The 12,640-nt window shown below is 56.6% G+C and carries 11 protein-coding genes; all 11 read right to left on the bottom strand.

Translation table 11 applies throughout. From position 1 onward, the window contains the following. Nucleotides 1-83: 83 nt before the first annotated feature. The gene (gene nuoL, locus ACSPHG_RS07270; RefSeq protein WP_435952820.1) at nucleotides 84-1,925 is read right to left on the bottom strand and encodes an NADH-quinone oxidoreductase subunit L; all 1,842 of its coding nucleotides are present in this window, start codon (nucleotides 1,923-1,925) and stop codon (nucleotides 84-86) included. Continuing rightward, the gene (nuoK, locus tag ACSPHG_RS07265; protein WP_121268556.1) at nucleotides 1,922-2,224 is read right to left on the bottom strand and encodes an NADH-quinone oxidoreductase subunit NuoK; all 303 of its coding nucleotides are present in this window, start codon (nucleotides 2,222-2,224) and stop codon (nucleotides 1,922-1,924) included. Before nuoK ends, nuoL begins: the two co-directional genes overlap by 4 nt. Next, nucleotides 2,221-2,778: an NADH-quinone oxidoreductase subunit J gene (gene nuoJ, locus ACSPHG_RS07260; RefSeq protein ID WP_435952819.1), complete on the bottom strand. Its 558-nt coding sequence runs from the start codon at nucleotides 2,776-2,778 to the stop codon at nucleotides 2,221-2,223. The genes nuoK and nuoJ overlap by 4 nt, the downstream gene beginning before the upstream one ends. A gap of 11 nt (nucleotides 2,779-2,789) precedes the next feature. Then, complete coding sequence (gene nuoI / locus ACSPHG_RS07255; RefSeq protein ID WP_202303082.1) at nucleotides 2,790-3,332, bottom strand: NADH-quinone oxidoreductase subunit NuoI; 543 nt, start codon at nucleotides 3,330-3,332, stop codon at nucleotides 2,790-2,792. 14 nt (nucleotides 3,333-3,346) lie between these two features. Beyond that, nucleotides 3,347-4,324 carry an NADH-quinone oxidoreductase subunit NuoH gene (gene nuoH, locus ACSPHG_RS07250; RefSeq protein ID WP_435945703.1) on the bottom strand — a complete coding sequence of 326 codons (978 nt, stop codon included), beginning with the start codon at nucleotides 4,322-4,324 and terminating at the stop codon, nucleotides 3,347-3,349. Then, nucleotides 4,321-7,044 carry an NADH-quinone oxidoreductase subunit NuoG gene (gene nuoG / locus ACSPHG_RS07245; protein WP_435952818.1) on the bottom strand — a complete coding sequence of 908 codons (2,724 nt, stop codon included), beginning with the start codon at nucleotides 7,042-7,044 and terminating at the stop codon, nucleotides 4,321-4,323. Before nuoG ends, nuoH begins: the two co-directional genes overlap by 4 nt. Before the next feature lie 166 nt (nucleotides 7,045-7,210). Continuing rightward, complete coding sequence (gene nuoF, locus ACSPHG_RS07240; protein WP_435952817.1) at nucleotides 7,211-8,557, bottom strand: NADH-quinone oxidoreductase subunit NuoF; 1,347 nt, start codon at nucleotides 8,555-8,557, stop codon at nucleotides 7,211-7,213. After that, entirely contained in the window at nucleotides 8,554-9,054 is a 501-nt protein-coding gene (nuoE, locus tag ACSPHG_RS07235; RefSeq protein WP_435952816.1) for an NADH-quinone oxidoreductase subunit NuoE, read from the bottom strand. The genes nuoF and nuoE overlap by 4 nt, the downstream gene beginning before the upstream one ends. A 2-nt stretch (nucleotides 9,055-9,056) precedes the next feature. Further along, nucleotides 9,057-10,865, bottom strand: coding sequence for an NADH-quinone oxidoreductase subunit C/D (gene nuoC, locus ACSPHG_RS07230; RefSeq protein ID WP_435952815.1), 1,809 nt, complete (start codon nucleotides 10,863-10,865; stop codon nucleotides 9,057-9,059). 90 nt (nucleotides 10,866-10,955) lie between these two features. After that, nucleotides 10,956-11,633 (bottom strand): NADH-quinone oxidoreductase subunit NuoB, encoded by a 678-nt coding sequence (gene nuoB / locus ACSPHG_RS07225; protein WP_435952814.1) that lies wholly within the window; start codon nucleotides 11,631-11,633, stop codon nucleotides 10,956-10,958. A 15-nt stretch (nucleotides 11,634-11,648) separates the two neighbouring features. After that, complete coding sequence (nuoA, locus tag ACSPHG_RS07220; protein ID WP_435952813.1) at nucleotides 11,649-12,095, bottom strand: NADH-quinone oxidoreductase subunit NuoA; 447 nt, start codon at nucleotides 12,093-12,095, stop codon at nucleotides 11,649-11,651. Nucleotides 12,096-12,640: the final 545 nt, after the last annotated feature.

Here is a 12,640-nt window from a genome sequence, read left to right as displayed (position 1 = left end):
TGGATAAGCGTTAGCATCATCCACCAAAAGTGGCGGGTGGCACTGCGTTTACCCGCCCTACGGGAGAGGCGTTCAATTCCGCGTTAGCGCAACACCAGCAGCAGGCCGAGCACCACGACGGCACCGATGCTCATGGATGCCACATACCAGCGCAGATAGCCGTTCTCGCTGAGCAGCAGACCACGGCCTGCGAAGCGGGAAAGCACTGCCGGAATGTTCATCAACGCGTTCAGCGGATCGCGCTTAAGCAGCCAGGCAATGCCGAGGAATGGCTTAACGAACACTTTGTCGTACAGCCAGTCGAAGCCCCAGGCATGGAACCACCAGGTACCGAAGAAACGGCCCGGCGCGCTGTTGGCGATAGCGGTAACCAGCGTGCGTTTACCGAGCCACAGCCAGGCGGCAATCAGAATACCGGCGATAGCCACCACGCCCGAGGTAATCTCAAGCGTCAGAACGCTACCGTGCGCAAGCTCGGTGGTTTCCGGCAGCACGCCCGCCAGCGGCGGAACGATCATTGCGCCAACGAAGGTGGACAGCACCAGCAGCACGATCAGCGGCAGGTGGTGAGTAATGCCTTTAACCGCGTGAGCGTGAATCTGCTCTTTGCCGTGGAAGACGATGAAGATCATACGGAAGGTGTACAGCGAGGTCATAAACGCACCGACCAGACCGGCAACCATCAGGTTGATATGACCGTTCGCCATCGCACCGGCGAGGATTTCGTCCTTACTGAAGAAGCCTGCGGTAATCAGCGGCAGGGCTGACAGCGCCGCGCCCCCAACCAGGAAGCAGGCATACACCAGCGGAATCGACTTACGCAGACCGCCCATTTTGAAGATGTTTTGTTCATGGTGGCAGGCCAGAATCACCGAGCCGGACGACAGGAACAGCAGCGCTTTGAAGAAGGCGTGCGTCATCAGGTGGAAGATAGCCGCATCCCACGCCTGCACGCCGAGCGCCAGGAACATGTAGCCAATCTGGCTCATGGTGGAGTAAGCCAGCACACGTTTGATATCGGTTTGCACCAGCGCGGCAAAGCCTGCCATCACCAGCGTCACCGCGCCCACGATGCCGACCAGATGCAGCACTTCAGGCGTCATCAGGAACAGGCCGTGAGTACGGGCTATCAGGTAGACGCCCGCGGTAACCATGGTCGCGGCGTGGATCAGCGCGGAAACCGGCGTTGGACCCGCCATCGCATCGGCAAGCCACGTTTGCAGCGGAAGCTGTGCAGATTTACCTACCGCACCGCCCAACAGCATCAGCGTCGCCCACTTCAGCATTTCATTGCCTTCGGCAAAGTGCTGCGGAGCCAGCTCAACCATTTCGCGGAAGTTCAGCGTGCCAAGCTCGTTGTAGAGGATGAACAGCGCGAAAGCGAGGAACACGTCGCCCACGCGGGTCACGACGAAGGCTTTCATGGCCGCCGCACCGTTCTTCGGATCGGTGTAGTAGAAGCCGATCAGCAGATAGGAGCACAGGCCCACGCCTTCCCAACCGAGGTACATCAGCAGCAGGTTATCGCCCAACACCAGCACAACCATGCTTGCGATAAACAGGTTGGTGTAAGCGAAGAAGCGAGAATAGCCCTCCTCGCCACGCATATACCAGGAGGCATACATGTGGATGAGGAAACCTACGCCGGTGACCACTGACAGCATGGTCAGCGACAGGCCGTCCAGCACCAGGTTGAAGCCGATATTGAAATCGCCGACCGACATCCAGGTCCACAGCGGCTGAACAAACGCCTGCTGGCCGTTGTTAAAGAAATCAACGCCCGCAATGGCGGTGACCAGCGCGGCAAGACCGATTGAGCCAATACCCACCGTGGCAGAAACGTTTTCCGACCAGCGGCCACGAGAAAATGCCAACAATACAAAGCCAATAAATGGCAAAAGAATGGTTAACCAGAGAAGGTTCATCCACGCATCTCACTTACTGAATCGATATTCAGGTTCTGGCGACGACGATGAAGCTGCAGCAGCAGCGCAAGGCCAATACTGGCTTCAGCTGCGGCGAGGCTAATCGCGAGGATATACATCACCTGACCGTCGGCCTGGCCCCAATAGCTGCCGGCGACCACAAAAGCGAGCGCCGCGGCGTTAATCATGATTTCCAGACTGATCAGCATGAAAAGCAGGTTGCGACGGATAACCAGACCCGTCAGTCCCAGCACGAATAATATCGCGGCGAGAATGAGTCCATGTTGCAACGGGATCATACGTGCTCCTCCGGTTTTCTTTTTGTAGCCATGTCCGCCTGACGGTTGCTCAGCACTTCGCCCGCGCGGTCTTCACGACCGAGGTGGAAGGCGACAACCAGGCCCGCCAGCAGCAGCATGGACGCCAGCTCGACGGCCAGAACGTAAGGACCAAACAGGGCGATGCCGACCTGTTTCGCGTCGATAGCCGTACCGTCGATGCCCTGGTCGTTAATGGTGCGAATAGCGTAAACCAGCACCACCAGCAGAATCGCAGACAGCACGCCCGGGCCAATCCACAGCTGTGGTTTGAGCCACTCGCGTTCCTGCTGCACCACGGAGTTACCAAGGTTGAGCATCATGACCACGAAGACGAACAGCACCATGATGGCCCCGGCGTAAACGATAATCTCCAGCGCGCCGGCGAAATAAGCGCCCAGGGAGAAGAACACCCCGGCGATCGCCAGCAAAGAGATGATCAGATACAGCAAGGCGTGCACCGGATTGCTGTGAGTGATCACCCTAAGGGTGGTCAGCACCGCCACAACGGCGCAGATATAAAAAGCGAATTCCATTGCCTTGCTCCTTAAGGTAACAGGCCTTTGACGTCGATAGGCTTGGCTTCGTTTTCCGCTTCGCCCTTATCTTTGCCGTCGATTGCCATACCTGCCATCCGGTAGAAGTTATATTCCGGGTATTTGCCCGGACCGGAGATCAGCAGGTCCTCTTTTTCGTAAACCAGATCCTGACGCTTAAACTCGCCAAGCTCAAAGTCCGGGGTAAGCTGGATTGCGGTAGTCGGACACGCCTCTTCGCACAGGCCGCAGAAAATGCAGCGTGAGAAGTTGATGCGGAAGAACTCCGGATACCAGCGGCCGTCTTTGGTTTCTGCTTTTTGCAGAGAGATACAGCCTACCGGGCAGGCAACCGCACACAGGTTACAGGCAACGCAACGCTCTTCGCCGTCCGGGTCGCGCGTCAGCACGATACGGCCACGGTAGCGCGGCGGCAGATACACTGGTTCTTCCGGATACATCTGCGTTTCGCGCTTGGCGAAAGCGTGCAGACCGATCATCCAGATACTGCGTACCTGGGTGCCGAAACCAACCACTAACTCTTTCAATGTCATGGTTTTTTCACCCCTTATGGTGCCTGATAGAGAATGACCGCGGCGGTCACCAGCAAGTTGACAAGCGTCAGCGGCAGGCAAACTTTCCAGCCGAAGGACATCACCTGGTCATAACGAGGACGAGGCAACGCTGCGCGAATCAAAATGAACATCATCATGAAGAACGCGGTTTTCAGCGCGAACCAGATGAACGGTGGTAACCACGGGCCATTCCAGCCACCAAAGAACAGCGTCACAATCAGTGCAGAAACGGTGACGATGCCGATATATTCCCCGACGAAGAACAGACCGAACTTCATACCGGAATATTCGATGTGATAACCGTCGGCCAATTCCTGCTCGGCTTCCGGTTGGTCAAACGGGTGACGGTGACAAACCGCAACGCCTGCAATCGCAAAGGTGATAAAGCCGAAGAACTGCGGGATAACGTTCCACAGGTGCGCCTGGTTGTTGACGATATCGCCCATATTGAACGACCCCGCCTGCGCAACCACGCCCATCAGGGAAAGCCCCAGGAACACTTCGTAGCTGAGCGTCTGCGCGGAAGCACGCATCGCACCCAGCAGGGAGTATTTGTTGTTGCTTGACCAGCCCGCGAACAGCACGGCGTAAACCGCAAGGCCTGCCATCATCAGGAAGAACAGAATACCGATGTTCAGATCCGCAACCACCCAGCTCGGGCTGACCGGCACGATGGCGAAGGCCAGCAGCAGCGAGGTGAAGGCGATCATTGGCGCAAGAGTAAAGATCACGCGATCCGAGAAGCGCGGCACCCAGTCCTCTTTAAAGAACATCTTGATCATGTCCGCCACCAGCTGGAGCGAGCCGCCCCAGCCTACGCGGTTTGGCCCATAGCGGTTCTGGAACAGGCCAAGCAGACGACGTTCACCGAAGCTCATGAACGCGCCGCAGGTCACGACCACTAACAGGATCACTACCGCTTTGAGGATGCTTAGCAGAATGTCGATAACATCCGGTGTCAACCAGCTCATTGCGCAGCCTCCTGCAGATTTTCAATACGAGCACCAGCCAGAACAGGAGCAATACCTGGCATACCCATTGGCAGACCCACCTGCCCTGCCGCCAGACCTTCGGACAGCTGCAGCGGCAGACTTAACGTCTGGCCTTCGTAGCTAAAGGAAATCAGGCTACCGGCGTTAACGCCAAGCTTCGCGGCATCGGCCGGGTTCAGCGTGATGTAAGGCGCAACCATGCGGCTCTGGAAGACCGGAGAGCGCTGGGACATCTCGTCGCTACCAAACAGGTGGTAGTACGGCGCGATACGCCATTTGCCCTCTTCGGCGTGGAAGGAATCCGGCACGCTGGTGAAGAAGTCCAATCCCGTTTCGGAAGCCTCGATGAGGCGCACGCCCGGATCGCCGTGACGCAGATGGCCGCCCACTTCGGCCTGGAACTTGTTCCATGCCTGCGGTGAGTTCCAGCCCGGAGCCCATGCGAATGGGATCTGCTGACGGTCGGCCAGCGGGCTGTTGTTCCCTTCCATAGAGAAGGCAAACATGGTGTCTTTGTCCTGCGGCTGGCGCGGTTCGTGAACGCTGATGTTCGCGCGCATCGCCGTACGGCCGCTGGAGCGGTTCGGGGAGCGGGCCAGTTTCTGACCGCGAATGCGGAAGCTTGCGTCAGGCGCGGCGTCTTTAATGCCGGCCAGCTGCGGAAGCGCCTTCACGCAGGCGTCGATAACGTGGTCGAGCTGCGTCCAGTCCACCTCGCGGCTTTGCACGGTGCTGTGCAGAGAATGAAGCCAGCGCCAGCTTTCCAGCATCGCAACGTTGTGGTCGTAGTACGCCGGGTCATAAACCTGGAAGAAGCGCTGGGCGCGGCCTTCGTTGTTGATGACGGTTCCGTCGCTTTCAGCGAAGCTTGCGGTGGACAGCACCAGGTGGGCTTTGTCCATGATCGCCGTGCGCTGATGGTCGATAACCAATACCAGCGGCGCTTTGCTTAACGCTGCATCTACGCGAGCCGCGGAAGCGTGGCGGTGCAGATCGTTTTCCAGTACGACGACCGCGTCAGCGGCGCCAGTTTCCAGTTCGCTGAGCGCTTCTTCAAGCGAGCCGCCGCCGATCATGCCGAGGCCTACGCTGTTCACCGCGCGGGCAACCATGGTAATACCGACATCGGCACCACGGCCTTTCAGCGCTTTCGCAACGTTTGCCGCAGCCTGAATAACCGCTTCGCTCCCGGCGTTAGTACCGGAAATGATAAGCGGCTTTTTAGCACCGGCCAGCGCCTGCACGATCACGTCGACTTTGTTTTTCAGGTCACGATCCAGCTCAACCGCCGGGGAGTTGCTGTCCAGCGCGTTGGCAATCGCAAAGCCTAAGCGAGCCTGATCTTCGACCGGCGCACGGTAGGTCCACGCCGCGATGTCATCCAGGCGGGTGTTATCCACGTTGGTAACAAACAGAGGATGCTTGGCGTGCTGGCCGATGTTGAGGATCGCGGCGATCTGCCAGTCGGCAACTTTCTGTGCCGCCGCCATTTCACGCGCTTTGCCTTTCACCGCCTGGCGAACCGACAGCGCAACGCGAGCGCCGGTCTGGGTAATGTCTTCGCCCAGAATCAGCACCGCATCGTAGGATTCGATTTCGCGCAGGGCCGGCGTGTGAACGCCGCTTTCTTTCAGCACTTTAAGCATCAGCTGCAGACGCGCCTGCTCGCCCGCCGCGATACCGGTATAGAAATTATCCGCACCGACCAGCTCGCGCAGCGCAAAGTTGCTTTCTACGCTGGCGCGCGGAGAGCCGATACCGATCACTTTCTTCGACTGGCGCAGAATATCCGCCGCGCCCTGCATCGCCTGTTCGGCGTTCAGGGTGATGAGATCGTTGCCACGACGCTGAATCGGCTGACGCGGACGGTCTTTCAGATTCACATAGCCATAGCCGAAACGACCGCGGTCACAGAGGAAGTAATGGTTAACGGTACCGTTGTAGCGGTTTTCGATACGACGCAGTTCACCGTAGCGCTCGCCTGGGCTGGTGTTACAGCCGATGCTGCACTGCTGGCAGATGCTTGGCGCAAACTGCATATCCCACTTACGGTTGTAGCGCTCGGAGTGGGTTTTGTCGGTGAATACGCCGGTCGGGCAAATTTCTACCAGGTTGCCGGAGAACTCGCTTTCCAGCGTGCCGTCTTCCGGGCGACCGAAGTAAACGTTGTCGTGAGCGCCGTAAACGCCCAGGTCTGTGCCGTCTGCATAATCTTTGTAGTAGCGCACGCAGCGGTAACAGGCGATACAGCGGTTCATTTCGTGAGAGATGAACGGGCCGAGGTCCTGATTGCGGTGGGTACGCTTGGTGAAACGATAGCGGCGGAAGCTATGACCGGTCATTACCGTCATATCCTGCAGGTGGCAGTTGCCGCCTTCTTCACAGACCGGGCAGTCGTGTGGGTGGTTAGTCATTAACCATTCCACAACGCTTTCACGGAACTGCTTCGCTTCGCCGTCATCAATAGAAATGAACGTACCGTCGGAGGCCGGTGTCATACAGGACATCACCAGGCGGCCACGGGTATCTTCTGCGTTTTGATATTGCTTCACCGCACACTGGCGGCAAGCACCGACGCTGCCCAGCGCCGGGTGCCAGCAAAAATAAGGAATATCAAGGCCTAAGGAGAGACAAGCTTCTAGCAGGTTGTCCGCTCCGTTAACCTCATATTCTTTGCCGTCTACATGAATCGTAGCCATAGTCAGCATGCTTCCAGTTGGCCTGAATAAATTCAGGCGTTAATCAAAAATTCTTGTGCGAACCACTTTCGCCCTCACCCCGGCCCTCTCTCCCAAGAGAGGGAGGAACTCGGTCTATCCCCTCTCCCTCAGGGAGAGGGTTAGGGTGAGGGTGAAAAGTTGTCTATCACCAGCGCGTTTTTAACAGGTTCGGCTGAATGCCACTAATGGCACGCGTGTTACCGAAGTCCTGTTTGGCAATGCCTGCTTCGAATTCGTCGCGGAAATATTTAATCGCACTCTGCAATGGCTCAACCGCGCCGGGCGCGTGGGCACAGAAGGTTTTACCCGGCCCAAGGTGGCGACACAGTTGCTCAAGCGTCTCGATATCACCAGGCTGGCCTTCGCCACGTTCCAGCGCGCGCAGAATTTTTACGCTCCACGGCAGGCCGTCACGACACGGCGTACACCAGCCGCAGGACTCGCGGGCAAAGAACTCTTCCAGGTTACGCACCAGCGGCACCATGCCGATTTCATGGTCGACGGCCATCGCCAGCGCGGTGCCGAGGCGGCTCCCCGCTTTACCGATGCTTTCGAATTCCATCGGCAGGTCGAGGTGCGACTCGGTCAGGAAGTCGGTCCCTGCCCCGCCCGGCTGCCAGGCTTTGAACTTCAGGCCATCGCGCATGCCGCCCGCGTAGTCTTCGAGAATTTCGCGAGCCGTAGTGCCGAACGGTAATTCCCAGACGCCAGGGTTTTTCACGCGTCCCGAGAAGCCCATCAGCTTGGTACCAGCATCTTTACTGATGCCGCCGCCAATGCCCTGATACCACTCCACGCCGTTCGCCAGAATCGCAGGCACGTTACACAGGGTTTCGACGTTGTTCACACAGGTCGGTTTACCCCAGACGCCGCTTGATGCAGGGAATGGCGGTTTTGAACGCGGGTTCGCGCGGCGGCCTTCAAGGGAGTTAATCAGCGCGGTTTCTTCCCCGCAGATATAACGCCCGGCGCCGGTGTGCACGATCAGTTCAAAATCAAAGCCTGATCCGAGAATGTTTTTGCCAAGCAGACCGGCTTCGGTTGCTTCAGCAATCGCGCGGCGCAGATGCACGGCCGCTTCGATGTATTCGCCGCGCAGGAAGATGTAGCCACGGTAGGCCTTCAGCGCAAACGCTGAAATCAGCATGCCTTCCACCAGCAGGTGCGGCAGCTGTTCCATCAACAGGCGGTCTTTGTAGGTGCCCGGCTCCATTTCATCAGCGTTACACAGCAGGTAACGGATGTTCATGGATTCGTCTTTCGGCATCAGGCTCCACTTCAAACCGGTGGAGAAGCCCGCGCCGCCGCGCCCTTTCAGGCCAGCGTCTTTTACCGCATTGACGATTTCGTCCGGCGCCATGCCGGTCAAAGCTTTACGCGCACCTTCATAACCGTTTTTGCTGCGATATTCATCCAGCCAGACCGGCTGTTTGTCTTCGCGCAACCGCCAGGTTAGCGGATGGGTTTCGGGAGTCACGATGATGGGTTTCATTTGTACTGCTCCAGCAAATCAGGGATCGCTTCCGGCGTCAGATGGCTGTGAGTGTCCTCATCAATCATCATGGTCGGCCCCTTGTCGCAGTTCCCCAGACAGCAGGTCGGCAGCAGGGTAAAGCGACCGTCAAACGTGGTCTGGCCCGGTTTGATGTTGAGCTTTTTCTCAATAGCCGACTGAATGCCCTGGTAGCCCGTGATGTGGCAAACCACGCTGTCGCAGTAGCGAATGACGTGGCGGCCCACTGGCTGGCGGAAGATTTGGCTGTAGAAGGTGGCTACGCCCTCAACGTCGCTGGCAGGAATGCCCAACACGTCGGCGATGGCGTAAATCGCACCGTCCGGCACCCAGCCACGCTGCTTCTGCACGATTTTCAGCGCTTCAATGGACGCGGCGCGAGCATCTTCGTAATGGTGTTTTTCGTGCTCGATCGCTTCGCGTTCAGCGTGGCTCAGCTCGAAAGCTTCGGCCTGTGGGTTTTGGTTATCTTGCATAATTAGCGGTCCACATCTGACATAACAAAATCGATACTACCCAGATAGACAATCAGGTCAGAAACCAGGCTGCCGCGGATCGCCGCCGGGATTTGCTGCAGGTGCGCAAAGCTCGGGGTGCGGATACGGGTGCGGTAGCTCATGGTGCTGCCGTCGCTGGTCAGGTAGTAACTGTTAATCCCCTTCGTTGCCTCAATCATCTGGAAGGATTCATTGGCCGGCATGACCGGGCCCCAGGAAACCTGCAGGAAGTGAGTGATCAGGGTTTCGATATGCTGCAACGTGCGCTCTTTCGGCGGCGGCGTGGTCAGCGGGTGATCCGCTTTGAACGGGCCAGCAGGCATGTTTTTCAGACACTGGTCGAGAATACGCAGGCTCTGGCGCAGCTCTTCGACTTTCAGCATCACGCGGGTGTAGCAGTCGCTCACGCCACCGCCGACCGGGATTTCGAAGTCGAAGTTTTCATATCCAGAATAAGGACGCGCTTTACGGATATCGAAATCGATACCGGTTGCGCGCAGGCCAGCACCGGTGGTGCCCCACTCCAGCGCCTCTTTCTTGCCGTAGGCGGCAACGCCCTGTGAACGCCCTTTCAGGATGGTGTTGCGCAGCGCGGCTTTCTCGTAGGAGTCCAGACGTTTTGGCATCCACTCGAGGAATTCTTTCAGCAGGCGTTCCCAGCCTTTTGGCAGGTCGTGCGCCACGCCGCCGATGCGGAACCAGGCCGGGTGCATACGGAAACCGGTAATCGCTTCCACCAGATCGTAGATTTTCTGACGGTCGGTAAACGCGAAGAACACCGGCGTCATCGCACCAACGTCCTGAATGAACGTGGAGATGTACAGCAGGTGGCTGTTGATACGGAACAGTTCGGAGAGCATGACGCGGATAACGTCTACGCGCTCAGGCACTTCAATGCCCGCCAGTTTTTCAACCGCCAGCACGTAAGGCATTTCGTTCACGCAGCCGCCGAGGTATTCGATACGGTCGGTGTACGGAATGTAGCTGTGCCAGGACTGACGCTCGCCCATTTTCTCAGCGCCACGGTGGTGATAACCGATGTCCGGCACACAGTCGACGATTTCTTCGCCGTCCAGCTGCAGGATGATACGGAAGGCACCGTGTGCGGATGGGTGGTTCGGCCCGAGGTTCAGGAACATGAAATCTTCATGCTCGCTGCTGCGCTTCATGCCCCAGTCTTCAGGTTTGAAGGTCAGCGCTTCCATCTCGAGGTCTTCTTTCTGTTTGGTTAACTCAAACGGATCGAACTCGGTGGCGCGCGCCGGGTAGTCTTTGCGCAGCGGATGGCCTTCCCACGTTGGCGGCATCATGATGCGCGTCAGGTGCGGGTGGCCGTTAAAGGTGATGCCAAACATTTCCCAAGTTTCACGCTCGTACCAGTTGGCGTTCGGGAAGAGTTTGGTGATGGTCGGCACGTTAAGATCGTTTTCCGCCAGCGCCACCTTGAGCATGATGTCGCGGTTGCGATCGATAGAAATCAGGTGGTAGAAAACGGAAAAATCCGCGGCCGGTAAACCGTCGCGGTGAGTGCGGAGACGTTCATCCATGCCATGCAGGTCGAACAGCATGACGTAAGGTTTGGGTAGTCTCTTAAGGAATTCGGTCACTTCCAGTAACTGTTCGCGCTTAACCCAGACGACCGGAACGCCGGTACGGGTTGGCTGAACGGTAAAGGCATCCGGCCCAAAACGGTTACGCAGTTCGCCGATGACCGGGTCATCTAAATGATCCCTGGTCTGCCAGGCTGGCTGGGCGTCATGCGCGGTTAAATCTGTCATATTTCTCACCATTGCAAATGGTTCTGTGGTGACTGTCGGTCAGCAGCTCCGCGCTAATATTATTAATATGCGAAGCGCACTTTCACTGACTACAGGCGCAAATTAAATCTCGTCTGGTGTCCGCAGGTTGGTCACAGCAATACGCTCGCCGCGCTTACGCTCGCGTTCTGATTGCATGTTGGCGCGGTACACGCCCTGATCGCCAACAACCCAAGACAGCGGGCGACGCTCTTTGCCAATCGACTCTTGCAGCAGCATCAGCGCCTGCATGTAAGCCTCTGGACGCGGCGGGCAGCCAGGGATGTAAACATCAACCGGCAGGAATTTATCCACGCCCTGCACGACCGAGTAGATGTCGTACATGCCGCCGGAGTTTGCGCATGCGCCCATCGAGATAACCCATTTAGGCTCAAGCATCTGATCGTAGAGGCGCTGAATAACCGGGGCCATTTTGGTGAAGCAGGTACCGGCGATCACCATCAGGTCAGCCTGACGTGGAGATGCACGCAAAACTTCTGCACCAAAACGCGCCACGTCATGCACGGCGGTAAACGAGGTCACCATCTCAACGTAGCAGCAAGAAAGGCCGAAGTTGTAAGGCCAAATTGAGTTTTTACGCCCCCAGTTAACCATGTCGTGCATCGCATGTTCGAGCTTGCCCATATACACGCTACGGTTAATTTCTTGCTCAAGAGGATCGGTTACAATCTCCTGTTTTTGCAGGGGATAGCGGTCATTGTCACCGCCATTGGGGTCTATGCGGGTGAGCGTATAGTCCATCTTATTGCCTCGCTGTTACTGCGTATGACGGGGAGTTCGACTGTCGGTTTCCGGGTTGATTTTCTCACGGCGCGAACGCGCAGGAGTCCAATCGAGCGCGCCAATGCGCACCAGATACACCAGACCAGCCAGTAACACTAGTATGAAAATTGCGGCTTCCACGAAACCAATCCAGCCACTTTCACGAATGGAAGTAGACCAGGCATAGAGATACAGGGCTTCCACGTCGAAAATCACGAAGAACATGGCCACCAGGTAAAACTTAGCGGAAAGGCGTAAACGCGCGGAACCAACGGAGTCAATACCTGACTCGAAGGGGGTATTTTTGTGCCGGCCCTTGGCTCTCCCGCCGAGGAACCATGCCCCGAGCAGCATTACGCAGCACAGGCCAATGGCAACAATAAGAAAGACAGCGAACGCCCAGTGATGAGCGATAACTTCAGTGGTTGTTGACATACTCATTGCTTACTCATCAAAAGTGGCGCCAAAACCTCTGCTCTTGCTGGCAGATGAACACCACATCGATTCATGGGGAGGAACAATAAACCTTACAATAACTGCTGGAATCAAAAATTTACCAGCAAATTGATGGGGTTTTTTACTCCTTTCTATAACCTTTTGTCAACTTTAACAAAAGTATCCACACATTAGTTTACATCGACTTCAATTCATTAACATTTAATGCGTTAAAACTCGGCGATCCTGAGTTATTAACCAGATATTGATAATGGTGAATCGTGTCCGTTGTGCAGAAAAATTTATACAGCCTCTCTATTTTGGCAGGAAATCCCCCGTATTCCTCCCCCTAAGAGGGAGTATTTTCTTGATCTGAGACACGCTTTTGTTAATTCACTTCAAAAAGAAGCAACATTGCCGCGTGTTTTTTAACATTTTCTTACGGGTTGGTGTAGGCGAGAGGGAGAAGAGGAAAGTGGCCAACCGGGTTGCTAATTTCTTGTTTGAGAAAAGCTTTTTGTTAGGCGGGAAGCACAGAATGCTAAATCGAG

It is taken from the genome of Dryocola baronae (genome assembly GCF_051297175.1).
GTDB lineage: Bacteria > Pseudomonadota > Gammaproteobacteria > Enterobacterales > Enterobacteriaceae > Dryocola.
This window is presented reverse-complemented; position numbering and strand designations above follow the sequence as displayed.

What these genes read in the sequence shown, in the direction of transcription:
- nuoL (WP_435952820.1), bottom strand. Translation starts at nt 1,925, where the DNA reads ATGAACCTTCTCTGGTTAACCATTCTTTTGCCATTTATTGGCTTTGTA.
- nuoK (WP_121268556.1), bottom strand. Translation starts at nt 2,224, where the DNA reads ATGATCCCGTTGCAACATGGACTCATTCTCGCCGCGATATTATTCGTG.
- nuoJ (WP_435952819.1), bottom strand. Translation starts at nt 2,778, where the DNA reads ATGGAATTCGCTTTTTATATCTGCGCCGTTGTGGCGGTGCTGACCACC.
- nuoI (WP_202303082.1), bottom strand. Translation starts at nt 3,332, where the DNA reads ATGACATTGAAAGAGTTAGTGGTTGGTTTCGGCACCCAGGTACGCAGT.
- nuoH (WP_435945703.1), bottom strand. Translation starts at nt 4,324, where the DNA reads ATGAGCTGGTTGACACCGGATGTTATCGACATTCTGCTAAGCATCCTC.
- nuoG (WP_435952818.1), bottom strand. Translation starts at nt 7,044, where the DNA reads ATGGCTACGATTCATGTAGACGGCAAAGAATATGAGGTTAACGGAGCG.
- nuoF (WP_435952817.1), bottom strand. Translation starts at nt 8,557, where the DNA reads ATGAAACCCATCATCGTGACTCCCGAAACCCATCCGCTAACCTGGCGG.
- nuoE (WP_435952816.1), bottom strand. Translation starts at nt 9,054, where the DNA reads ATGCAAGATAACCAAAACCCACAGGCCGAAGCTTTCGAGCTGAGCCAC.
- nuoC (WP_435952815.1), bottom strand. Translation starts at nt 10,865, where the DNA reads ATGGTGAGAAATATGACAGATTTAACCGCGCATGACGCCCAGCCAGCC.
- nuoB (WP_435952814.1), bottom strand. Translation starts at nt 11,633, where the DNA reads ATGGACTATACGCTCACCCGCATAGACCCCAATGGCGGTGACAATGAC.
- nuoA (WP_435952813.1), bottom strand. Translation starts at nt 12,095, where the DNA reads ATGAGTATGTCAACAACCACTGAAGTTATCGCTCATCACTGGGCGTTC.